Origin of the sequence: Marinobacter metalliresistant (assembly GCF_038098645.1) — a bacterium.
Lineage (GTDB): Bacteria > Pseudomonadota > Gammaproteobacteria > Pseudomonadales > Oleiphilaceae > Marinobacter > Marinobacter metalliresistant.
In genome coordinates this window covers 4008567-4032390 of the sequence record NZ_CP101118.1, presented here as the reverse complement: position 1 = coordinate 4032390, position 23824 = coordinate 4008567, and the positions used below count along the sequence as shown (strand labels likewise).

Below are 23824 nucleotides of genomic sequence, written 5' to 3'. Positions count from 1 at the left end.
CAATGCATTATCGGAATGTCACCAGGGCGGGGTTGTCCGCTTCCAGGTGGCTGTAGTTGTTAAACACGGCCAGGCTGCGCCGGGGGCCTGAATACAGGACCCGGGTGACGCTGGTGTTGGCGATCACCTCGTTCAGCCCCAGCGCTTTGGCATCGTCCAGCCCGAGCAGGTGCTGGGCAATCACCGAAACCGGACCAGCAGAGGTTGCCACCAGCACATCGCCACCATCGGCGTACTCAATCATCTCCTCGAATGCGATCAGTACCCGTGCCTTGAACTCAGGCCAGCTCTCGTCATACTCATGGTCGAATTCGCCGGATACCCAGCGGCGCACTGCCTGCACGAAGGCCTCCTGGAAGGCTCTGGCCGGCTTCGGGAAGGCCTTGAGATCTCTGGCCATCACCGCACGGTCATTCCACTCCGGGCGATAACGGGCCACTACCGTGATGTGGTCGAATTCGTTGAAACCCGGTACCACCTGCATATCCGGCAACTCGGTCCCGTATCCGGTGGTGATGGCCTCGACCGTTTCACGATGTCGTTCCAGATCGCCACCAAAAACCGCCGCAGGCTCAACCTTTCCGGCAAACCAGCGACCAAGAACCCGGCCCTGCTCCCACCCGCAGGGCGAGAGCTGGTCGTAGTTCTCTTTCCCGAAACTGGCCTGGCCATGGCGCACCAGATAGATGGTTGCCATTACAGGGCGCTCTCCGAAATCAGTCGCTGGCAGCGTTTCTCCAGATAATTGGCGGCATGACCAAAGGCCGCAAAGCGCTTGTCTCTGGTCTGGCCATGATAGAAACGGTAGTAAATCTGCTGGATGATCACCGCCAGGCGGAACAGACCGTAGATCTCATAGAAGTCGAAGTTGTCGGCTTTGAAACCGGACTGCTCCATGTAGTAATCCACCACTTCCTTGCGGGTCAGCATACCCGGGCGATGGGTGGGCTGCCGGCGCAGCATCTGGAACGGCCCCTCGTCATCCGCCTCGATCCAGTAGGCCAGGCTGTTACCCAGGTCCATCAACGGGTCGCCGATGGTGGCCATTTCCCAGTCCAGAACGCCAATCACTTCAAACGGGTTGTCCGGGTTCAGCACCACGTTGTCAAAGCGAAAATCGTTGTGGATCACCACCTGGGCAGTGTCCGCCGGCATCTTGTCGTCAAGCCAGCCCATCACCGCCTCAAAGTCACCGACATCCTCCGTGCGGGCCTTGCGGAAGCGATCACTCCAGCCGCCAATCTGGCGCTGCACATAGCCCTCGCCCTTACCCAGCTTATCCAGGCCCGCCGCCCTGGTGTCCACACAGTGCAGATCCACCAGCTTGCCAATCACGTTCAGGCAGAGCTTGCGGGTGTCCGCCTCACTGAGCTCAAAGTCCTTCGGGAAATCCTGGCGCAGAATGATGCCTTTCAGGCGCTCCATCACGTAGAAATCGCAGCCCAGCACGTCGTGATCATCGCAAATGGCAATGATGTTGGGCACGTAAGGATAGACCGGCTTCAGAGCCTGCATCACCCTTGCCTCACGCAGCATATCGTGGGCCGATTTGGCGATCTTGCCGAACGGGGGCCGACGGAGAACGTAGGAATGGTCGCCGTAATCCACCTGGTAGGTCAGGTTAGAGGCACCGCCTGGGTACTGGCGAATGTCCGGCTCGCCTGCGAGGTCAGGAATGGCCTGTTTCATGAACCGGTCTACAGCGGCTATATCCAGCTCTTCGCCTTCACGGATATCCATCGCCTCATCAATCTGGGTCATTCAGGGCTCTCCTCTTGTTCATGTGTTGGGTTCAGGCCTTGGCCTTACCGCCCATCTTGCTCATCCAGCGCTTGCTTTCCTGATGCATCAGCCAGTCAAAGGCCTTGGGCGCGTGCCGCTTGAGCATCCACATGCGGCGCTCTTTGGCGTGGGGCAGCACCCAGAAACTCTTGTCTTGCACTGACCTTACAACGTCCTCAGCCACATCCCCAGCGGTAATACTGGAACGCTTCATCAGTTTGTTCACATTTTGCTGAATTCCGGGAAGGTCCGAGCGCATGCTGCTGGCCAGATTGGTCTGGAAAAACGCCGGGCAGACACAGCTTACATGGATGCCGTCGTCCCGCAGCTCCTGACTCAGGGTCTCAGACAGCGCAATAACCCCGGCCTTGGAAACGTTGTAGCTATCCATCAGCGGTGCCAGCATCAGGCCCGCCATGGAGGCGATGTTCACAAATGTGCCGGAACCCTGCTTCTTGAACTGGGGCGTGAACGCCTTGCAGCCACGAACGACACCCAGCACGTTAATATTGAGAATCCACTCCCAGTCCGCCATGGCGGTATCTTCGATGGAACCGGCAGACGCCACACCGGCGTTGTTCACCACCACATCAACGCCACCCCATTTCTTCACGAGATCATCGCGGACCTTTTCGAAATCGGTCAGGCGTCGAACATCGCACTCGACGTAGTAGCCCTCGCCTCCGGCTGCGGTAATCTCTTTCTCAACGCCACCCCCCTGCTCCGGGTTAATGTCGCCGATGCAGACTCTGGCGCCTTCTTTGGCGTACCGCAATGCAATCGCCCGACCGAGACCGCTGGCTCCGCCGGTTATGAATACTCTCTGTGTCATCGCTGTTCTTCTCCGTTAGGTTTGGAGTTCGTGTTCTTTTTTTTGGTGCAAGAGCTGCTACCGGGCAGGCCTTTCCAAAACACGCTGTGAATACGTCCATGTACGCTCTGCTCCGCCATCCATGGCTCCGCAAGGTTTTGGAAAGGCCTGCCCGGCACCAGCTCCCGAACTTTCGAGTTAGCTGATCTTCATCTCCAAAACCAGCAGCCCACTCCTAAGATTGAAGGAGCGGGTGGGAGACGGTTTCTGAAACTGTGCGGAGCCATGGATGGCGGAGCCCAAGCGTCACATGGATGTGCCGAAAGGAGCGTGTTTCAGAAACCGTCTCCCACCTGCTCCCGGCACCAAACGATGAGGCTCCGCTGACTCTTGAGTCAGGCTCAGAGCTTGTACTTACGAAGCTCCAACCGGGCCACCATAGCCCGATGCACCTCATCAGGCCCGTCGGCCAGGCGTAACACTCGAGCATAGGCAAACAGCTGCGTCAGCGGGAAGTCGTCATCACTGACCCCGGCACCACCGTGAATCTGAATGGCCTGATCCACAATGGTTTGCAACATGGACGGAATCACCGCCTTGATCATCGAGACCTCCTGCAATGCCCCCATGATGCCCTTGGTATCCAGTGCCCAGGCGCATTTCAACGTCAGCAGACGAGCCTGCTCAATGGCCATGCGGGCATTGGCAATGATATCCGGGTTGCCGCCCAGCTTGGCGATCGGCCGCCCGAAGGCCTCCCGGGTGGTGGCACGCTTGATCAGAATCTCCAGTGTGCGCTCCGCCGCACCGATCGCGCGCATGCAATGGTGCACACGACCTGGCCCCAGACGGCCCTGGGCAATCTCGAAACCGCGGCCCGGGCCGGCGATGAATGCGCTCTTGGGCAATCGGACGTTATCAAACAGCACCTCACCATGGCCGTAGGGCTCGTCGTATTCACCGAATACCGGCAGCATACGCTCGATCTTGACGCCCGGAGTGTCCAGCGGCACCAGCACCATGGAATGGCGGCGATGCTTGTGGGCGTCCGGATCCGTCAGGCCCATGAAGATCGCCACCTTGCAGTCGGGGTGCCCGATACCGGTGCTCCACCACTTGCGGCCGTTCAGAACCACTTCGTCGCCTTCGACTACAGCGGTGGCTTCCATGTTGGTGGCATCGGAAGAGGCAACCGCCGGCTCGGTCATGCAGAAGGCGGAGCGGATCTCACCGCTGAGCAGCCGGGGTAGCCACTCGGCTTTCTGCTCTTCGGAGCCGTAGTGGATCAGCACTTCCATATTGCCGGTATCCGGCGCGTTGCAGTTGAAGATCTCCGGCGCAATAAAGCTGCGCCCGGTTTCCTCGGCAATCAGGGCGTAGTCGGAGTTCAGCAGGCCGCAGCCGTATTTTTCGTCCGGGAAGAACATGTTCCAGAGGCCCTGGGCCCTGGCTTTTTCCTTCAGCTCCCGAATGATCGGCAGCACAACCCAACGGTTATCCAGGGAGGCAAGCTCCTTGTGGTACTGCTCTTCGATTGGAAAAATCTCATCCTTCATGAACTGTTTCACGCGGTTGAGATAATCCTGCCCTTTCTCGGAAATATTGAAATCCATCGCCGTCTCCTCGCTAACGGTTGCACGGTGGCGTGCACGGAATAATCACGTTGAGACCAGTCTAGGGATGACTTAACTATTACGCGACTGAATTATTCTTATCGTTTATTATTAACCAAACTTATTCCAAATTTCGAAAGAACGGACGCGCTCATGGCCCTCAACCGCCTGGACCTGAACCTGCTGCATGTATTCGACACCATCTACAGGGAAGGAAGTCTGACCCGCGCGGCCAGGGCACTGCATCTGACACAGCCTGCGGTCAGTCACTCGCTGTCCCGGCTCCGGGACCATTTTGATGATCCTCTGTTTACCCGCCAGGGCAATCAGATGGTACCAACGCCCCTGGCCCGGCGATTCCTCGAGTCCATGCGACCGGGCCTCACCCAGATCCAGGGCGCGGTAAACCAGTTTCATGCGTTTGATCCGGCCACCCAGCGCAAAACCTATTCACTCGGGTTGCGGGACATCCTGGAATCCACTTTCCTGCCCCGCCTGATGGCGCGTCTGGACGCCTACCCGGAACTGGAGATCGTCAGTCAGCGTATTGCGCGCCGTGATATGGAGACGCAACTGGCGGCGGGCAAGCTGGATTTTGCTGTGGATGTGCTATTGCCCGTGAGCAACCAGACGTCCCACGAACTGCTGCGGCGCGACCGGCTGGTGGTTCTGGCCCGGGAAGGACATCCACTGGCAGACGGCACTCTGGATATGGAAGGGTACCTGTCGGCAAAACACGTACTGGTGTCGTCACGGACCGAGGGGCCCGGGATTGAGGACTTCGAGCTATCGAGGCTGGGGGTTCAGCGCAGCATCCGGCTAAGGTGCCAACATTACTACGCAGCCTGCCGGGTTGTGGAGGAGACCGACCTGCTGCTGACCATGCCAGAGGCTTATGCCCGCATCATTGCCGAGCGAGCCAACATCCGGATCATGGATCCGCCGGCAGACCTGCCGTCCATCGACGTTCACCTCTATTGGCACAGGGCTTACGAGAGAGAGCCAGCACTGCTTTGGTTCCGGGAACAGCTCCGCTCTATCGCCTGAAAAGACTACCAGCCTACTGTCGTTATTTTTCGCTTTAACGACGCTTTCGTTAAAGTTCACGTTCTGCCCCTGGTTTAACGTGATCAGAACGTGGACTTCTGCCGATTACAACTCACAAAAAGAGGGCTCCGCTGTGGAAATCCTTGATTTCATCATGACCAACCTGAACCTGCTGGGCAAACTCACGCTCGAGCACATCAGTCTGGTGGTCGTCGCTGTGGGCCTGGCAACGCTGACGGGCGTTCCGATTGGCATTGCGATCACCCAGAACGAGCGCATTGCCACAGTTGTGCTTTACGTGGCGTCGGTTCTCATCACCATCCCATCCATTGCGTTATTCGGAATCATGATCCCGATTCTCTCAACCATTGGCCACGGGATTGGCTATCTGCCTGCCGTTATTGCTGTGCTGCTGTACTCCCAGCTACCCATCATCCGGAATACATACACTGCCATTAATAACGTCAGCCCCGGTCTTCGCGAGGCAGCCAGGGGTATTGGCATGACCAGTGCCCAGCGGCTAAGGAAAGTGGAAATTCCACTGTCCGTGCCGGTCATCATGGCGGGGGTTCGCACGGCTGTGGTTATGAACATCGGCGTCATGGCGATTGCGGCCTATATCGGTGCCGGTGGCCTGGGCGTGCTGATCAGCCGCGGGATCTCGCAAAGCGATCCACGGCAACTGGTGGTGGGCGCGATTGCCGTCAGCCTTCTGGCCATTGTGGCCGATCGTTCTCTGCTGTCGCTGCAACGCAAATTGACCCCCAGGGGCCTCTGATTCCTCGAGATAACAACAACCGGGATACGGAACATGATTACACTCGACAACCTGACCAAGATTTTTGATACCGACCGTGGTGTAGTGACTGCCGCCGACCATATCAACATGGAGGTACCGCAGGGTGAAATCTGCGTTCTGCTGGGACCCTCCGGTTGCGGCAAGACAACCACCCTGAAAATGGTGAACCGGATTATCAACCCGACCTCCGGCCGTGTCCTGATCAACGGCCAGGACACCACCGACCAGGACACCGTCTCCCTCCGCCGGAACATAGGCTATGTCATCCAGCAGATCGGCCTGTTCCCGAACATGACCATCGAGGAAAACATTTCGATCGTGCCGAAGCTGATCGGCTGGGAGAAAAGCCGCTACCTTAAGCGCGCTTCGGAACTGCTGGAAATGGTCGCCCTGGACCCCGCCATTTTCCTCAAGCGGTACCCGAACGAGCTTTCCGGCGGCCAGCAGCAACGGGTCGGAGTCATCCGCGCCCTGGCTGCAGATCCCCCCGTCATGCTGATGGATGAGCCCTTCGGTGCGATCGATCCTATCAACCGGGAAGTAATTCAGGACGAGTTCCTGAAGCTGCACCGGGAACTGAAGAAGACCATCATGTTCGTCAGTCACGACATTGATGAGGCCGTGAAGATGGCGGACCGCATTGCCATCTTCAAGGACGGCAAGCTGATCCAGTACGACACTCCCGATGACCTGCTTTCGCACCCGATCAACGAATTCGTCAAGGGCTTTGTGGGGCGGGATCGGGCACTGAAACGCCTGCAACTGGTAACCGTCTCCGAGGTGCTGGAAGGTGAATCCAGTGTTGTCACCGCCGAAGACTCGCTCGCCACTGCCCTGCAACGCATGGACGATGCTGGTTACGAACGCGCCATCATCATCGTCGACGGCAGTGACCGGCCCGTGGGTTATGTTTCGCGCAGCGTGGCCACCACAGCCAAGGGCAAATGCGGCCAGCACAGCTACAACCTGCGTACCGTCGTCCGCCCCGAGGACGACCTCCGTACCGTGGCCTCCAAGATGTTTACCCACGACGCCACCTGGCTGCCCTGCGTATCCGAACAGGGCAAGCTGATGGGCGTGGTGACCCAGCGCGGCATTACCCACTATCTGGGTGCGACCTACAAGTCATCCCGCAGTGATGACCAGAACGTGCGGCGTTTCAGGGTGGCCACATGAAAAAGCTCAAACAGTCCCGTTTCTTCCAGTTGCCGGCACTGGTTGTCGTCCTCCTGCTGGGGGTTTACCTCCAGCGCTCGGGTCTGATTGACGGCATGCTGTTCCACTGGGAAGACATTGTTTACCTGACCAAACAGCATATTCAGCTGACTGCCATTTCAGGAACGCTGGCGATTGCCGTAGGTATCCCGCTCGGGGTTATCCTAAGCCGGCCACGCTTCATCAAGGTTTCTGAGTGGGCCATGCAGGGGCTGAACGTGGGCACCACGATCCCAACCCTGGCAATCCTGGCGTTGTCCATGAGTCTTCTTGGCATCGGCTTCATTCCTTCGGTATTCGGTTTGTTCATCGCCTCACTGCTGCCGATCGTGCGCAACACCTACACCGGGTTACTAGGGGTTCCCGCGCACCTCAAGGAGTCTGCCTCGGGCATCGGAATGTCACCGGGACAGATGTTGCTGCGTGTGGAAATTCCAAACGCTACCTACGTCATTTTCGCAGGCATCCGGACGGCGCTGGCGATTAACGTAGGTACCGTGCCCCTGGCGTTCCTGATCGGCGGTGGCGGTCTGGGCGAGCTGATCTTCACCGGCATCGACCTGTTCGATACCGAAATGATGCTGGCCGGAGCCCTCATGACCGCCCTTCTCGCCATCACGGTGGACATACTGGTCGCCGCCTGCGCGTTCCTGATGGTTCCCCGGGGCGTCAATCCATCCCGTGCCTGAGGCCGCATAAAGCGGCCCGGGATTTGAAAACTGGCCACTCCGCGCGGGGTAGCCACAAAACAAGAAGTCACATGGAGCACTGAAACATGAAAACCCTCAAAAAACTGGCATCTGTAGCGACACTCGCCATCTCCATGACCTTCGGTGGCATCGCAACTGCCGAAACGATCGTGGTCGGTGGCAAGAACTTCACCGAACAACAACTGCTCACCTCCATGACTGCGCAGTACCTGCGCGCCAAGGGCTACGACGTGGATACCCGGGCGGGCATGGGCAGTGCCGTTCTGCGATCCGCCCAGGAAAATGGTCAGGTGGACGTGTACTGGGAGTACACCGGCACTGGCCTGATCGTTTACAACGACGTCAAGGAAAAACTCGGCCGTCAGGAAGGTTATGAAAAAGTGCGCGAGCTGGACATGGAAAAAGGCCTCGTCTGGCTAAATCCGTCTGACGCCAACAACACCTATGCCCTGGCAATGCAGTCAGAAGAAGCTAACGCCATGGGCATCAAGACCCTGAGTGACATGGCCGCCGCCATCAACGATGGCAAGGAATTGGTCCTGGCCAGCAACGCCGAGTGGTACGCCCGTGAAGACGGCTTCCGTCCGTTTGCCAAAGCTTACGACTTCAAACTGCCCCGTGACCAGATCAAGCGTATGGACTCAGGGCTGACCTATACTGCGTTGAAAGAAGGTGAAGTGGACCTGGCGTTGGTCTTCGCCACTGACGGACGTATCCCGGCATTTGATTTCGTACTTCTGGAGGACGACCAGAACTTCTTCCCGGACTACGCAATCACGCCGGTGGTGCGACAGGAAGTTCTGGAACAGAATCCGGAACTGGACGACCAGCTCAACAAGCTTTCCGGCTTGCTGGATAACGAGGTAATGTCCCGTCTGAACGCCCAGGTGGACGTCGAGAAAGAAGAAATCGAGAAGGTTGCCCGTAACTTCCTTGAGCAGAACGACCTGATCTGACCCCTGAGTCAGACAACGCCCTGTGCGCCTCGACGGTTCACAGGGCTTTTGCCGTTGTATACCCGTCATTCAATCACCGAGAAGCCGACATGATTACCAACCTCAATGTGGCCGTAGCACAGATCAACAGCCAGTTGCTGGATGTTGAAACCAACCTTGAACGGCACCGCGAATACGCTGAGCAGGCTCGTCAAAGTGGGGCGGAACTACTGCTCTTCCCTGAGCTGTCGCTGACCGGCTACCAGGTCGGGCGTGATGCACCCACCGTTGCCATGCGAAAAGACGATCCGGCCCTGCTCAGCCTCGCCAGGCAGGCAAAAGGCATCACACTTGTGGTCGGCTTTGTAGAGCGGGCACGGGCAGGCGAACTGTACAACGCCATGGCATACCTGCGGGATGGTGAGGTGCTTCATGTTCATCGCAAACTCAATTTGCCCACCTATGGCGGCCTGGAAGAAGGCAAATGGTTCCATTCCGGCAGCCAGATCGGCAACGTGAAAATCCGCGAGCACTGGGAGTCCAGCTGCCTGATCTGTGCGGACCTGTGGAACCCTGCCCTCACCCACTGCGCTTTCCTGAAGCAGCCCGAACTGATGCTGGCACCGATCAATTCTGCTTCCGGTGTTGTCAGTGAGAACTTCTCTAACGAGGACAACTGGAAGACCAATGTCAGCTTTTACGCCATGATCTACGGCACGCCGATGGTGATGGCCAACCGCTATGGTCACGAGAAAGATCTCTGGTTCTGGGGCGGGAGCTGTATCCTCGGTCCAAAGGGAGAAATCCTCGCATCTGCAGAAGACCGGGAGTGTCTTATTCAGGCAGAGCTGAATCAGGAGTCCATCGACCGCGCCCGTTTCGAGATGCCGACGGTGCGGGATTCCAACACCCGCCTGATCCGACGCCTGCTCGACGATCAGTACTGAGTTCAAGGCAATCGGGATAGGGGGGAGCCACTAGACTCCGCCCCTCCCACACCACCCGGCAAGCGGGTCCGCACCGGGCGGTTCGAGACGTTGAGGTATCACGAGAGACGCGGCACGCCCAACCGATCAAAGTAGGCAATCGTCAGCACGTTGTGAATGGCAGACCGACTGTTATGCCACCAGCGACGGCTCAGGGCCGCCACTGATTCCGCAACCCAGGGACTCGCGCCAAGGCGCAGCAGTTCCCGGTAAATGGTCCTGCCCCGCTTCCACTGTTTGAGATGCAAGGCTCTTAGGCGACGGCGTAACCACTCATCCAGCGACCGCCAGATGCGTGGCGTTTGCGCCAGCCGGAAGTACCCTTTCCATCCCAACAGGTAGCTACGGAGTTGCTCTACCACCTGCTCAATACTGCGCCCTCCGTTGCGTCGGGTCAGTTGCCTGATCCTCCACTTGAACGCCTGTAACGCCTTGGCTGATACCGCGCGCCGGACGTCTCCGTCCCTCGTCTGCCATAAGGCATAGCCGAGGAACTTTCGACCGAACGCACTGGCGACTGCGCTTTTGGATTCGTTGATCGTCAAGCGCAATTTGCCGTAACAGCGACGCAACAGTCGCATCACTCGCTCACCGGCTTTCTGACTGCGTACGTAGACGTTGCAGTCATCGGCATAGCGGGCGAAGCAGTGGCCCCGGCGCTCCAGTTCCCGATCCACCTCGTCCAGCAGGACGTTCGCCAATAAAGGCGACAGAGGCCCGCCTTGCGGCGTGCCTTCGTGTCGCTCAATGACGACTCCGCCATCCATAATGCCCGCATTCAGATACGCCCGAACCAGCCGGATGACTCCGGTGTCGTTCACACGCGGCTTCAGACGGTCGATCAGGATGTCGTGGTTGACCCGGTCGAAGAACTTCGACAGGTCGACGTCCACCACGATGTGGTGGCCCTGCTGGGCATAGCGGTGTGCAGCCAAAACCGCATCCTGAGCCCGACGGCCCGGGCGGAAGCCGTGGCTGTGCTCGCTGAAGGTTGGATCGATCAGAGGTTGCAGCACTTGCAACAGTGCCTGTTGAATCAGACGGTCGGTCACGGTGGGGATACCCAGTTCCCGTTCACTTCCGTCCGGTTTCGGGATGCCTACCCGACGGACAGGCTGAGGCCGATAGCGACCTTCCAGCAATTGTTGCCGGAGATCCGGCCAGGCCCATTGCAGGTGTTCGGCTGTCTGGGCAATGTCCAGACCGTCGATACCCGCCGCTCCCTTGTTGGCCTTCACGCGCTTCCATGCCCGTTGCATATTCTCTCGTGCGAATACCTGCTCAAGCAGGCCTCGCCCTGCGCCCTCCGGTTCTCGTCGCGGGAGTCCTGTTTCATCGCTGGTCACATCTGGCAAGGCTTCACCTTCCCGCTCCGTAACCCGCCCCGCTGGCGCGGGCATCTGATGCCGTACAATGCTCATCGACAAGGCGTTTGACGCTCCTTCTCGTTCGGCCCTTCGTTCCATTCCGGAAACTACTATGGCCTCTGCTGACTTCTCGCTCCGTGTTGCCACGTTGCCCTTTCAGGCATAAGGCGAGATATCCCCGGGTAAGAACACACTCCTTCACCGCACAACCGCCGGATTTACGCCGCATCGCCTTGGCCACAAGAGCTTCGCGGCTTCTAGCCCGCTCGCCCTGCTCGGCAGCGCCTTATATCCGATTCTTGTTCATCGGCTCACGGTTTACGCTCCACGCTTCCTCTCCACAGTTGGTCGCCCTTCCGCAGTTGCGCTTCACTTCGTTCGCTGTGGCCAGCTTACGGGAGGACTTGCACCTCCAGGAGTGCGCCCATGCCGGGCGCACTAAAAAAGGGCGGCCATGTCCGCCCGAAGAACATCTTCATCAACGCTTCAATCATCAAATCCATACAGGCGGACGGGATTGGATACCAGGATTCGTTTCCGGGCCTCCTCGTCCGGTACCCAGACGGCCAGGTCTTCCAGCAGGTCGGTATCATCCGGCATCAGCCCCGAGAAATGAGGGTGGGGCCAGTCCGACCCCCAGACACATCGGTTGGCATTGGCAGCCACCAATGCGCGGGCGATTTCTTCGACATCCGGATAGGGATACTCGTCCTGCAAAGTAACCCGATAGCTGCCAGAGAGTTTCACCCAGGCCCTGTTGCCCGCCAACAACCGGAGCAGCTTACGGAAGCCCGATTGGTCGGTGCCCAGGGTCGCGGGCATATGCCCCATATGGTCAAAAACCACAGGAACCGGCAGCTCCGCAACACGATCCATAATGTCGTCACAGTCAGAGACGTTGATCAGGAACTGAAGGTGCCAGCCCAGATCTGCAATTCGATCTGCCAGCCCCAGAACGTCATTCCATTGCAGGCCACCCCGGAACAACAGGTTCATCCGAACACCCCGGAATCCGGCCTCATGGAGTTCCTTAAGCTCAGTGCTGGAGACTTCCGGGGCGACCACACACACGCCGCGATAGTCATATCCCCACTCCCTGAGCTGCCGGAGTGCCTGCAAGTGAAGGCTGTTATCGGTGCCGTAGACACTTGGCTGTACCAAGACACCCCGCTCGATACCAAGCATCTGATGCAGCTCGAGATACTGTTCCAGAGACGCCTCTGGCGGCGTATAGGTGCGGTTAGGGGTAAAGGGGAAGTGCTCGTGTCGGCCAAAGACATGAGCGTGGGTGTCACAGCTCTTCGCCGGAACCGCCACTTCCGGCCGGCGCACCAACGTGCGGGCTGCCTCACAGAAGGGAATTTCAGAACTCATAGTCGGTCACTCGAAGGGAAAACGACGGCCAGTGGCCGCCGCAGGGGAGCTATCAGAATGTGGAAGTGATCCAGTCGGCGATCTTGCCGGCAAAGGTCTGGAACTTCGGATTCTCGTCCAGCATCCACTCTGTATGGCCACCACCCTCAAGCAGGAAGAGCTCCTTCGGACCCGGGTAGCGGGCATAAAGAGAGCGAGCTTCGGTCACCGGGTGCAGGTCGTTCTCGGCGCCGTGGGCTATCAGCAGCGGGATCTGAGCGAAGCGTTCATCAAGATGCGCTTCCGGGCGGAAACTGATCAGCGAATCTGCAAAATCGAACGTGGAAGTCACACCATAACCGGGCGCCTTGACCAGCTCGGTGTATACGTATTCGCGGCTGACCGGATCCAGCGGATAAATCTCGAACGGGTCAATACCCTGGGCCTCTCCGCCCTTAGCCAGGCGCAGACGCTCTTTAGCCATAAAGGCGCGGAACTGCTTCCAGCCATGCTCACCGCGCAGGGCCTTCTGAACACGCACAGCGTCGTAGAAACCGTTCATCGCGATCAGACCGTGAACCTGGTCCTCACAGACGCGGAAGGCGTCCAGCACAAGGCCGCCGCCCATGCCCCAGCCAGCCAGGACAACTTTGCGCTTTTCTTCTTTTGCGCGCTCGGCAACTACTGCCACCGCATTGGCGATATCACGAACTTGCTCTTCAATGAGGACATGCTCACGCTCACCCTCCGACTCGCCAAAGCCGCGGTAGTCAAAGCCGAATACCGTGAAGCCCTTTTGTGTCAGGAACCGAGCATAACGCTCGGGGTGGATGTTTTTCTGGCCGGTGAAGCCGGAGCAAACGATGACGATGGGCAGACGCGGATCGTCATGCTCCTCATTTTTGAAGAAGGCGCCGTCGAGGGTGAGCTTGTCGCTCTGAAATTTCACTTTTTGTTCGATCATGTCGGGTTCCTGCCAATGGGCGTTGTTGTTAACGACTACGGGTCCCATCATCAGAAAATCCGGATCGACAAAAATTTAATAAAACGCCATCATGCGCTAAAAAAGCGACATTCCGTGCAGGCAACCCAATGACAGAACCGGAAACCCGGAAAATCGGCTTTCTCGCCATTCCACAGTTCTCCATGCTTTCGTTCGTCGCGGCCATGGAACCCCTGCGTGCGGCCAATCGCCTGAGCGAGCAGCCGCTGTACGAATGGCACATCTTTTCCCAGGACAACCAGCCCGTGGCCGCCAGCAACGGCTTGCCAATCAGTCCGGACCGGCGGTTTGATGAAACCAGTGATATTGATCTAATGATCGTGGTCGCCGGTATCGGCGCCACCGTTATCAGGGACAAAAAGCTGTTTGAATGGCTGCGTCAGCTCTCACGCCGTGGTGTGGCGCTAGGTGCCACCTCCACCGGTTCTCTCCTGCTAGCCCGCGCCTGGCTCCTTTCCAATCACCGATGCACCATACATTGGGAAAACAAGGAAAGCTTTGAGGAGGAGTTTCCCGAACTCAACATGACCGGGGAACTGTATGAGATCGATGGCAACATCATGACCTGCTCAGGCGGGCTGGCCAGCCTCGATATGATGTGCCACAAGATCGCCCTGGAGCATGGGGCAGATCTCGCCATGGGGTGCGCTGAGCAGTTCATCCATCCCCAGATCCGACCGGCCAATGACAAACAGCGGATGGAACTCCAGTTCCGGCATAACACGAATCATCCGCGCCTGCTCAAGGTCATCCAGCTGATGCAAAACCACACCGAGGAGGTTCTGAATCTCACGGAGATCGGCGAGAAGGTCGGCCTGTCGACACGCCAGATGGAACGGTTGTTCCGAACTCACCTGCGGACCACACCCAACGCCTTTTACATGCAATTGCGCCTGGAGCGGGGGAAACACCTGTTGCTTCAGTCCACCATGAGCATTACCCAAATCTCCACCGCCTGTGGCTTTAACTCGACTTCCTATTTTACCCGTTGCTATACCAAAGGCTTCGGACTGACACCCCGGGAGCAGAGGCAGAAACGGGAGTAGGGCTGAATAGAATTTGTCGGCTTTATTAAAGCCCATGTCGCATTATTTGCAGTCGGCCAGACCGTGAACCTCAATGATGGAGGCACAATAATATCGAGTGCCTTCCATGCCCAACCTGTCAGTACCAAAGAAGATTCTGGAGCTTGATGCCACCGCTCTGCCGACCGAGGTCTATGACCTGGCCCGGACCTGCCTGCTGGACCTGTTGGGCGTGGCAGCAGCTGCAACCAGCACGCCCCTCGCCCGGATAGCCCTTGAGTTTGTAAGCAATCAGTACCCTGGCAGACAGCCGCTACTGTTCGCGGAAGGTCAGGCCTCAAGTGCCGGCGCAGCCCTTTATGGCGGCTGGCTGATTGACGCCCTGGATGCCCATGATGGCCATGTGCTGACCAAGGGTCATGCCGGTGTTGCCATCCTGCCCGCGCTCCTTTCTTTGCCCGAAACACAGGACCTGTCGGGACGACGTTTTTTGGGGGAGCTGGCCATCGGCTATGAGATTGCCATTCGCGCCGGTATCAGCCTTCATGGCTCAGCCTGCGATTACCATACCTCCGGTGCGTGGAACTGCCTGGGCGTGGCCGCTGTGGCGGCCCGGGTAATGGGAGTGACGCCACGGCAACTGGCGGAGGCCCTCGGCGCCGCCGAGTTCTACGGTCCACGCAGCCAGATGATGCGCTGCATAGATCATCCAACCATGCTGAAGGACGGCTCTGGCTGGGGCGCCATGACCGGTATTTCCGCCGCACTGCTGGCCAGGTCTGGCTTTACCGGTGCCCCCGCATTACTTCTCGAGGAAGCCGATCTCTGGCGGGACCTCGGTACCCATTGGCATTTCCTAAATACCTATTTCAAACGGTACCCAGTGTGCTATTGGGCCCAACCTTCTGTGGAAGCCGCGCTATCGCTCCGGGCCTCAATACCCGACATGGAGCAGGTCGAGGAAATTCGAGTCACCAGCTTTCATCAGGCGATTCGACTGCATACGTCCCGGCCTCAAAGTACCGAAGAGGCCCAATACAGCCTGCCCTGGGCGGTGGCTTGTGCTTTGCACCGCGGCACGGTGAACCAGCAGTCGGTAACCAATGATCTGGACCACCCCGAGGTCTTGCGGCTGATCGGAAAAGTCCAGCTGTCCGAATCTGCCGAGTTCACGGCCTGCTTCCCGGCTAATAGATATGCCACTGTTGCAATCCGACTGAACGATGGCCGGGAACTGGTCAGCGACCGGTTCGAGGCGAGAGGCACGCCGGGCAACCCGATTGCCCAAAGCGAACTGGTCACCAAATTTTACGAACTAGCCGAGCCTGCCCTCGGGCCGAAAGCCAATTGCCTGGAGTGGGCCGTTCACGAACTGTCTGACCAACCTGTGACAGAACTCCTGGCACAACTGACCCAGTCCCACCCCCACCAGAACCAACAGGAAAACAGTCTCAACCATGCTACCGCGACTTGAGCAAATAACACCGACCCAGTCCCGCTACCTTGAGTTCCTGGAGACGCTCAAGGGTTCGGGTTTCCGGGGAGAAATGACGCAGGACTACGCAACTAGAACGGTACTGGCGACCGATAACTCTATCTATCAAGTGCTGCCGCAGGCGGTGGTTTTCCCGATGGACAAGGCAGATGTCCAGGCACTGGCTCGCCTCGCGACAACAGCTGATTGGGCGGATATCGTATTCAGTCCCCGTGGCGGAGGTACCGGCACCAACGGTCAGTCATTAACAGACGGAATTGTGGTGGACCTCTCCCGTCATATGAACCGGATCCTGGAAATCAACGCCGCCGAGGGTTGGGCGCGGGTCGAAGCGGGAGTCGTGAAGGATCAGTTGAATGCAGCCGCGAAAACCCACGGTCTGTTTTTTGCGCCGGAGCTGTCCACCAGCAACCGGGCTACCATCGGTGGCATGATCAATACCGATGCCAGTGGCCAGGGGTCGGTCATGTACGGCAAGACCAGGGATCATGTCCTGGAGCTGAAAACCGTCCTGTTGGATGGCAGCCTGCTGCATACCCGTGCCCTCGATGCCGAACAGGAGAAAGCCGCGACCGGACAAGCCTCGCTGGCGGGTGATATTTACCGAACCCTTGCGGGTATCTGGGACCGCCGCCGAGAAGATATCGAGCAGCGTTTTCCCAGGCTGAACCGGTGTCTGACCGGTTATGACCTGGCCCACCTCCGCGATGGACAGGGTCGGCTCAACGCCAACAACGTACTGTGTGGTTCCGAAGGTACGTTGGGCTTCATTGTCGAGGCAAAAATCAATCTGGTGCCGATCCCCGATTACCAGGCTCTGGTGGTGGTCCAGTACGACAGTTTCGACGCATCCTTGCGGGATGCCCGTGCCCTGATGGAAGCCGGCCCGGCCTCAATTGAAACCATCGACAGCAAGGTACTGGAACTTGCTAGGAGTGACATCATCTGGCAAGACGTGGCGCCATTTTTTCCGACCCCACCGGACTCCCCGACCCGGGGCGTGAACCTGGTGGAATTTACCGGAGGCGACGAGCAAGAGGTTCGCCGTGCTGTGAGAACATTGACTGAGCTGCTGGACGATCCAAAACGGACGCCAGCTTACCACTACGCCGTCGCCTTCGGGGAACAGGCGGTCAACCAGGTCTGGAAAATGCGCAAACGGGCCGTGGGACTGCTGGCCAAAACTTCCGGTGAGGCCCGCCCTGTGGCGTTCGTTGAGGACACAGCCGTGCCGCCGGAACATCTCGCGGACTTTATCGGTGAGTTTCGCGAGGTCCTCGACCGCGAGGGGCTGAGCTACGGCATGTTCGGGCACGTGGACGCAGGCGTGCTGCATGTCCGCCCGGCCCTAGACCTTAAGGATCCGGAAACAATCAACATCGTTCGTTCAGTCACCGAGAAAGTGGTCGCACTGGTGCAAAAGTACCATGGCCTGCTGTGGGGCGAGCATGGCAAGGGCTTTCGTTCCGAATTCGCGCCCGGCTTTTTCGGGGACCTCTACCCAGAGTTGCAGGCCGTAAAACGGGCCTTTGACCCCCACAATCAACTCAATCCCGGCAAAATTGCGACACCCGATGCCCGAATCCCGCTGGTAAAACTGGATCAGCCCAGGCAGCGCGGAGCACTGGATCGCACCATTCCGGTTGCCAGCCGAGGCAGCCAGCCGGACGCCATGAACTGTAACGGCAACGGCGCGTGCTACAACTTCGACCCGGACGATGCCATGTGCCCGTCATGGAAAGCGACTCGCGACCGCCGGCACTCTCCAAAGGGTCGCGCCTCCCTCGTTCGGGAATGGCTCAGACTGCTCGGGGAGCAAGGTTTGGACACCGAATCGCTCGCGGCACAGACAGACTCCACCCCGGCGCTTCGGAGCCTGCCCGCCAGGTTTCGGAATACCCGGGCGCGTAACCGGGGGCAGTACGACTTTTCAAATGAAGTCCGGGAAGCGATGGACGGATGCCTATCCTGCAAATCCTGCTCCGGCCAATGCCCTGTCCAAGTCAACATTCCCGAAGCCCGCGCCCGGTTCATGCATCTGTACCACGGCCGCTATCTGCGCCCGTTCAAGGATCATCTGATCGGCAGGCTGGAGCAACTGATTCCCTTCATCGCCAATCCCATCGCCCGCCCCTTTTACAATAGCCTCATGCGCTGGGCACCGGTCAAGGCGCTGGTCCGCAACATTGGCATGGTGGACAGCCCCCTACTTGCAGCACGGACACCCGTCGCGGCCGCCGCAGGGCTGGGCATCGGTGTAGTGAATGACAAAGAGCTGGCAGGCCTGAGCGAGGAGGAACGGGCCCGGTCGCTGATCATCGTGCAGGATGCATTCACCAGCTACTTTGAGACCGATACCTTCGCCGCCATCCTTGAATCGCTTCAATATCTTGGCTTGCGGATCTGGTTGCTGCCCTTCCACCCGAATGGGAAACCGCTTCACGTTCATGGCTTTCTCAGACAGTTTGAGACCATTGCAGGCAGGCATTCCAACCTGTTGAAGTTCCATACAAAGTACGACATCCCTCTGGTTGGCATCGACCCTTCGATGACACTTGCTTTCCGGTCGGAATACCGGAAATACGTTGGCCCGGACGTTCCCAGCGTGATGTTGCTCCAGGAGTTCCTGGCCGCCAAGATCAAACAAATTTCTCTAGGTTTTAAAGCGCCGGCAGGGGCGCAGGTGACCTTGATGGGCCACTGCTCGGAGAAGACAAACGCCGCCGGCAGTATGGACCAGTGGCGGGACGTGTTTGAGGCATTGGGTATCGGAATCGATATTGAAGCTACAGGCTGCTGTGGAATGGCTGGCACTTATGGGCATGAAACCCGGAACCTCGAAACGTCCAGAGCCATTTACGAGCTTTCCTGGGGCCCGAAGGTGAGGAAGGACCTCGAGTACTCCAATGATTTACTTGCCACAGGTTATTCCTGCCGATCACAGGTAAAGCGGTTCGCTCGCGTAAAGGTCAGACACCCGCTAGAGTATCTGCGGGACCAATTCAAAGCCCAAAAACTTACGCGTGAACTTTAATAGGCGCCAACCAGCATCAGGAAACCGAAAAATCCGATAGCCGTGATGCCCAGGGAGGCCACGACGATGCCAAGCCCCCACAAGACAGCAGCGCCATCGGATATTTCAACATCATGGCCCCTGAGGGTTCGGTAGAACGCCCATGGGCCCAGGACGAAAGCACCGACTACTGCAAAAACCAACCCAACGCTGATACCGGCAAAGGTCCAGGTAGCAAGAACTATGGCGCGGTCTTTTACCTGGTCAGTAACGCCGTGGTGCTCCAGAAATTTCTTGCAGAAGAACCAGATCAGGGCGAACAGGATGATGACAAAAACCAGTCCGCCAACAATGGTGATCATTCGGTATAGCAAGATGTCGTTCCTATCGGTTCAGGGGCAGTTTATGCCGGAAACTCGGGCTCCGGTAGGCATTCAAAACCCGGTTTGGCAAACAGGTAGCCCTGGTAGAGATTAATTCCCTGCGACCGCAACCAGAAATATTCCTCCTCGGTTTCGACGCCCTCGGCAATAATCTCACCGCCCAGTTGTTTCATCATCGTGATAATCCCGGCCACCACCGCCTGCTTGTTCGGCTCGGTATGAATATTACGAACCAGTGCCATATCCAGTTTAAGAAGATTGGGCGGACTTGCCATCATGATGTTGTAACGGGAGAAGCCAGCGCCGAAGTCATCAATAGCCGTACTGAACCCCATTTCCTGATAGGCCTCGATGATGGACACAAGGTGATCAACAGAGGTTGAAGTCAGCGCCTCATCCTCGGTCAGCTCGAAGATAATTTTACGAGTATCGAAATTGTAGGTCTTGGCCGCTGCAAGGGTTGTCCGAATACAGTACTCGGCTCGGTACACTGCATTGGGCATGAAGTTAATGCTGAGCATTGGCTCCATTTTCAGCCGGGCCGCAAGCTTGACGGCCTTGACCCGACAGACCTGATCAAATGCATAGCGATTGCGCTCATTCACCTTCGAAAGAACGCTCATGGCGCCCTCACCTTCGGTCCCCCTTACCAGGGCTTCATAGGCGTAGACGGATTTGTTAAGAGCGTCAACGATGGGCTGGAACGCAAAGGTAAAGGAAAAATCCAACCCTTCCCCACAGGCGCATTGCTCACAATGAGACTCATCAAATAATACGGCGGGTTGGTTCACTTCAACTCCTGACTTCACTTCTGGCGGTTTTACACTGTCAATAAGACGTATTTTCAATCCAATATAGCTTCGAACCCCTCCCCGGTAAAACCACTTTATGGTTAAAGCATGTCAAACGGTGGCATCCCCCGTTTACATGACTAAACTGGGGTTTGTCGTTTATACGTGTCTGTCCACAAAAGGAGTTTCCCGAATGGCCCAATCTACCCGTATCGCTGTAACCCCGGGCGACGGCATAGGCCCCGAAGTGGTGGCCGAGGCTGTGCGCTGCCTGGAAACCCTGCGCGCCAAACACGGCCTGGACATCGAGTGGACGCGATTCCCCTGGCCCTCCCACGCCTGGCACGAAGAACATGGAGAGTCCATGCCGGCGGATGCCCTGGCGCAGTTACAGAAGTACGATGCCATTCTGTTGGGCGCCCTCGGCGATCCGGGCCCGATGGACGATCCGGACCGCTACCTGCTACCGGACAGTATCTCCCTGGCGCCCCTGCTGGACATGCGCAAAGGGTTCGACCAGTGGGTCTGCGAGCGCCCGGCCCGGCTTCTTCCCGGTGCCCGCCAGTACCTGGCGGATGAGCGCGCCAAGGACATCGACATGCTGGTGATTCGGGAAAACTCGGAGGGTGAGTACGTCAGCCAGGGTGGTCGGTTACGCAAGGGCATGCCAGACGAGGTAGCCACGCAGATGGAGGTGTTCACGCGTAAGGCAACCGACCGGATCATCCGTTACGGGTTTGAGCAGGCTCGAAACCGTGCTGCAGATCGGGTAAAGGAAGGTCGGACGCGGACATTCCGGACACTGGATGGCCGAACCTGCGAAAGCCAGGTGTGCCTGGTAACCAAGCGCAATGCCCTGCGCTACTGGGGCGATATGTACACCGAGGCCTTTGACGAAATCAGCAAAGAGTACCCGGATGTGGCCACGCATCATGAGCTGGTGGACGCAGCCTGCATGAAGTTCGTGCAAAGCCCCTGGGCATTCGACGTGGTGGTGGCCAGTAACCTGCAGGGCGACATCCTGACAGACCTGGCTGCGGTGCTGTCAGGCGGCATGGGGGTTGCGCCTTCCTGCAACCTGAACCCAACCGATCCGGATATGCCTTCCATGTTCGAACCCACCCACGGCAGCGCTCCGGACATCGCCGGACAGGGCCTGGCGGACCCCACAGCCATGCTATTCACCGCCGCCCGCATGCTCGAATGGCTGGGGCGCAAAGATCCAGCCATTGCCGCCGCGGGCAAAGAACTGTTCGATGCAGTGGCTGCAGATCTTGCCGAAAATTCCGGTAGCCGGCGAGGCACCCACGAAATCGGCTCTGCGATCTGCGAGAGGCTGTCTCAGTAAATAAGGGCTACTGGTCGGCCATGACGAATTCAAGTCGGCCAGGCGCCACCCGCACATCCACGGGCATCATTCCGAACATACGCTGGGCGAAGTCGGTTTCGTCCAGCCGGTACACCGGCATGGTCTCCAGCATCTGGGCCACGAGCCGCATCACCGTATCGGTTACAGGCTTCAGATCCCCTTTGAAGAAGGGAGAGTCGATACTGCTCTCCAGAAGCTGCAACCGTCGTATGAAAATGGCTTTTTCAGCGCTGTCATAAACCGGCGCACCTTCAACCTTCAAGGCAATATCTACGGGCAACTTCGCCATCAACGCATTCAGGGCAACCTGCCCCCTCACATCGATCACTGCCACGTCCCGGCCATCGGGCCCGAGGGTAATGTCTGCATCATCGAGACTCAGACTCAGCGGCGACCCGCTGTTCAACTGGTTGCGATCAAATTCGCTCACCACATCCTGGAGATGCCTCTCCAGCTCACCTTCGGAAATCGAATAGGGCGACAGACTGGCACAGCCGCTGGCGAGCGCCAGCATCAGGACCAGTAGCGCCCGAAAGATATACAGCGGCGTTTTATTCATTTTCAGCACGGGCCTCCACTTGAGGCGTCAGATTGTCGTCAAAAACCACATGCAACAGGATGGGCCTGCAACAGACCTGGCAATCCTCGACATACTCCTGTTCCGGCACTGAGGGGTCGACGCTGATATCCAGCGTCTCCCAGCAATACGGGCACTGAATCAATACCGAGTCCAGGGCTGACATGTCATCACCTCAGAACTGTTGCTTGGCCATCCACGGGATGACGCGATCAAACGCCTCTTCCAGTTTCTCGCAGGTTGTGGAAAAACTGATCCTGACGGCGTTGGTGCACCCTTCGCCGAAGGCATCACCGGGCACCATACAGACGCCGGTTTCTTTCAGCATCCGCAGGGCCAGATCCGAGCCATCCACATGGGGCGGCAGATCGGGAAACGCAAAAAAGGCACCACCAGGCTTGTAGCCAGTCATGTAGGGCGTCTGGTCAACCAGCTCAACCACCTTGTCCCGACGCTCACGATAGATATCGACCATATCGCGAACGCACTGCTGGTCCCCCGTCAGAGCGGCCACGCCGGCAAACTGGGAGGGCGTGTTGGCCACCGACGTGGTGAACATGTGGTAGCGCCGCAGCGACTTGATAGCGGCCTGGCTGGAAATCACCCACCCCACACGCAGCCCCGCCATGCTGTAGGTTTTCGAGAAGCTGCTGATGCACATGATGTTGTCCAGGTCCATCGAACAGTTCAGCACGCTGGCGAAGTCGTCATCGTCGAAGATCAGGTGATCGTATACTTCGTCCGCATAGACCTGGATGCCCCGGTAGGCGCACTCTTCAAGGATGGTTTCAACGGTACTGCGCGGGTAAACCGCCCCGGTCGGATTGTTGGGGTTGTTCAGGATCAGCGCGAAGGTACGGGGCCCCATGGCCCGGATAACCTCATCCGGGTCCAGCTGGTGGTTGTTTTCCGCCCGGGTCTGGACAAACTTCACCTCACCACCGTTCATTCGGATCAGTGGTGCATAGAGCAGGAATGACGGATCCGTCACGATAAACTGCCGACCTGGCGCAGAGGTAGCGGAAATCGCCAGGTACATGGCCTCTGTGGCACCACTGGTAATCAGGATGTTATCCCGGGTCAGCTTGCGGTTGTAACGCTTGCCGTAGTAGTCACGCAGGGCCACCAGCAGTTCCGGCAGACCGGCATCCATGGTGTAGCCGGTCTGCCCCGCATTGAGCGCATCGATATAGGCATCGATTACGTGCTTGGGGGTCGGCAGATCCGGCTGACCGATGGAAAGATGAATGACATCCTTCATGGTGGCCGCCATATTCACCATGCGCCGGATGCCCGGCACCGGGATCGCCTGCATGGCAGGGTTCCAACTGGCCTTGGTTTTCCGGTACTTCACTCTACGCGGTTTGGTCTGGCCGGTTTCTTTGTTGGCGGCTTCTGCCATAAACACCTCCTGCAAACGGGGCAAATAGAATCTACTCCTGCAGGTTAGTCAGTATGAAAGGCCTCTACAAGACAAAACGTCATAAAGATGATGTACGTGAAAGTACCGCCATCACCGCCGTCAGAGCAAAATCTGTTGCCCAGCAAGT

22 protein-coding genes are annotated in these 23824 nt (G+C 58.1%); 10 read left to right on the top strand and 12 right to left on the bottom strand.

Features of this window, described 5'->3' with window-relative positions:
* Positions 1–7: 7 nt before the first annotated feature.
* From NLK58_RS18805 to NLK58_RS18790, 4 genes are all read right to left on the bottom strand, one after another.
* Entirely contained in the window at positions 8–697 is a 690-nt protein-coding gene (locus tag NLK58_RS18805; protein WP_341581457.1) for a histidine phosphatase family protein, read from the bottom strand.
* The gene (locus tag NLK58_RS18800; RefSeq protein WP_117619839.1) at positions 697–1761 is read right to left on the bottom strand and encodes a phosphotransferase family protein; all 1065 of its coding nucleotides are present in this window, start codon (positions 1759–1761) and stop codon (positions 697–699) included. Before NLK58_RS18800 ends, NLK58_RS18805 begins: the two co-directional genes overlap by 1 nt.
* Positions 1762–1792: 31 nt before the next feature.
* Complete coding sequence (locus NLK58_RS18795) at positions 1793–2614, bottom strand: SDR family oxidoreductase (protein ID WP_341581456.1); 822 nt, start codon at positions 2612–2614, stop codon at positions 1793–1795.
* Between the two features lie 380 nt (positions 2615–2994).
* The gene (locus tag NLK58_RS18790) at positions 2995–4206 is read right to left on the bottom strand and encodes an acyl-CoA dehydrogenase family protein (RefSeq protein WP_341581455.1); all 1212 of its coding nucleotides are present in this window, start codon (positions 4204–4206) and stop codon (positions 2995–2997) included.
* 153 nt (positions 4207–4359) lie between these two features.
* On the opposite strand from NLK58_RS18790, the gene NLK58_RS18785 reads away from it, so the two are divergent.
* From NLK58_RS18785 to NLK58_RS18760, 6 genes are all read left to right on the top strand, one after another.
* The gene (locus NLK58_RS18785) at positions 4360–5253 is read left to right on the top strand and encodes a LysR family transcriptional regulator (RefSeq protein ID WP_341581454.1); all 894 of its coding nucleotides are present in this window, start codon (positions 4360–4362) and stop codon (positions 5251–5253) included.
* Between the two features lie 154 nt (positions 5254–5407).
* A complete protein-coding gene (locus NLK58_RS18780; RefSeq protein WP_341582827.1) occupies positions 5408–6031 on the top strand; it encodes an ABC transporter permease in 624 nt (207 codons plus the stop codon).
* A gap of 33 nt (positions 6032–6064) precedes the next feature.
* Positions 6065–7228, top strand: coding sequence for an ABC transporter ATP-binding protein (locus NLK58_RS18775; RefSeq protein WP_341581453.1), 1164 nt, complete (start codon positions 6065–6067; stop codon positions 7226–7228).
* Positions 7225–7956, top strand: coding sequence for an ABC transporter permease (locus NLK58_RS18770; protein ID WP_341581452.1), 732 nt, complete (start codon positions 7225–7227; stop codon positions 7954–7956). The genes NLK58_RS18775 and NLK58_RS18770 overlap by 4 nt, the downstream gene beginning before the upstream one ends.
* A gap of 86 nt (positions 7957–8042) precedes the next feature.
* Positions 8043–8933, top strand: coding sequence for a glycine betaine ABC transporter substrate-binding protein (locus NLK58_RS18765; protein WP_341581451.1), 891 nt, complete (start codon positions 8043–8045; stop codon positions 8931–8933).
* Positions 8934–9022: 89 nt separating this feature from the next.
* Entirely contained in the window at positions 9023–9859 is an 837-nt protein-coding gene (locus tag NLK58_RS18760) for a nitrilase-related carbon-nitrogen hydrolase (protein ID WP_341581450.1), read from the top strand.
* Positions 9860–9957: 98 nt separating this feature from the next.
* Here the strand turns inward: NLK58_RS18760 and ltrA are convergent, their stop codons facing one another.
* The 3 genes from ltrA to NLK58_RS18745 form a co-directional block, all read right to left on the bottom strand.
* A complete protein-coding gene (gene ltrA / locus NLK58_RS18755) occupies positions 9958–11325 on the bottom strand; it encodes a group II intron reverse transcriptase/maturase (RefSeq protein ID WP_162893738.1) in 1368 nt (455 codons plus the stop codon).
* Positions 11326–11751: 426 nt separating this feature from the next.
* Positions 11752–12639 carry an amidohydrolase family protein gene (locus NLK58_RS18750; protein ID WP_341581449.1) on the bottom strand — a complete coding sequence of 296 codons (888 nt, stop codon included), beginning with the start codon at positions 12637–12639 and terminating at the stop codon, positions 11752–11754.
* 52 nt (positions 12640–12691) lie between these two features.
* Positions 12692–13633, bottom strand: a complete 942-nt coding sequence (locus tag NLK58_RS18745) for an alpha/beta hydrolase (protein WP_341581448.1) — start codon at positions 13631–13633, stop codon at positions 12692–12694.
* A gap of 77 nt (positions 13634–13710) precedes the next feature.
* Between NLK58_RS18745 and NLK58_RS18740 the strand changes: the two genes are divergently transcribed.
* The 3 genes from NLK58_RS18740 to NLK58_RS18730 all read left to right on the top strand — a co-directional run bounded on the left by NLK58_RS18740 (position 13711) and on the right by NLK58_RS18730 (position 19175).
* Entirely contained in the window at positions 13711–14667 is a 957-nt protein-coding gene (locus NLK58_RS18740; protein ID WP_341581447.1) for a GlxA family transcriptional regulator, read from the top strand.
* A 106-nt stretch (positions 14668–14773) separates the two neighbouring features.
* On the top strand, positions 14774–16120 hold the full coding sequence (locus NLK58_RS18735) for an MmgE/PrpD family protein (protein ID WP_341581446.1): 1347 nt from the start codon (positions 14774–14776) through the stop codon (positions 16118–16120).
* The gene (locus NLK58_RS18730; protein ID WP_341581445.1) at positions 16104–19175 is read left to right on the top strand and encodes an FAD-binding and (Fe-S)-binding domain-containing protein; all 3072 of its coding nucleotides are present in this window, start codon (positions 16104–16106) and stop codon (positions 19173–19175) included. Before NLK58_RS18735 ends, NLK58_RS18730 begins: the two co-directional genes overlap by 17 nt.
* Here the strand turns inward: NLK58_RS18730 and NLK58_RS18725 are convergent.
* Both NLK58_RS18725 and NLK58_RS18720 read right to left on the bottom strand, forming a co-directional pair.
* Complete coding sequence (locus NLK58_RS18725; protein WP_341581444.1) at positions 19172–19528, bottom strand: hypothetical protein; 357 nt, start codon at positions 19526–19528, stop codon at positions 19172–19174. The two genes, NLK58_RS18730 and NLK58_RS18725, sit on opposite strands and share 4 nt — an antisense overlap.
* 29 nt (positions 19529–19557) lie before the next feature.
* On the bottom strand, positions 19558–20328 hold the full coding sequence (locus NLK58_RS18720) for an EAL domain-containing protein (RefSeq protein WP_341581443.1): 771 nt from the start codon (positions 20326–20328) through the stop codon (positions 19558–19560).
* A gap of 193 nt (positions 20329–20521) precedes the next feature.
* Between NLK58_RS18720 and NLK58_RS18715 the strand changes: the two genes are divergently transcribed.
* On the top strand, positions 20522–21676 hold the full coding sequence (locus tag NLK58_RS18715) for an isocitrate/isopropylmalate dehydrogenase family protein (protein WP_341581442.1): 1155 nt from the start codon (positions 20522–20524) through the stop codon (positions 21674–21676).
* Between the two features lie 7 nt (positions 21677–21683).
* Here the strand turns inward: NLK58_RS18715 and NLK58_RS18710 are convergent, their stop codons facing one another.
* From NLK58_RS18710 to NLK58_RS18700, 3 genes are read right to left on the bottom strand one after another with little or no spacing between them, the layout of a single operon-like run.
* Positions 21684–22256: a DUF1439 domain-containing protein gene (locus NLK58_RS18710; RefSeq protein WP_341581441.1), complete on the bottom strand. Its 573-nt coding sequence runs from the start codon at positions 22254–22256 to the stop codon at positions 21684–21686.
* Positions 22249–22440, bottom strand: coding sequence for a CPXCG motif-containing cysteine-rich protein (locus NLK58_RS18705; RefSeq protein ID WP_064227151.1), 192 nt, complete (start codon positions 22438–22440; stop codon positions 22249–22251). The genes NLK58_RS18710 and NLK58_RS18705 overlap by 8 nt, the downstream gene beginning before the upstream one ends.
* A 9-nt stretch (positions 22441–22449) precedes the next feature.
* Positions 22450–23676: a pyridoxal phosphate-dependent aminotransferase gene (locus tag NLK58_RS18700; protein ID WP_064227150.1), complete on the bottom strand. Its 1227-nt coding sequence runs from the start codon at positions 23674–23676 to the stop codon at positions 22450–22452.
* Positions 23677–23824: the final 148 nt, after the last annotated feature.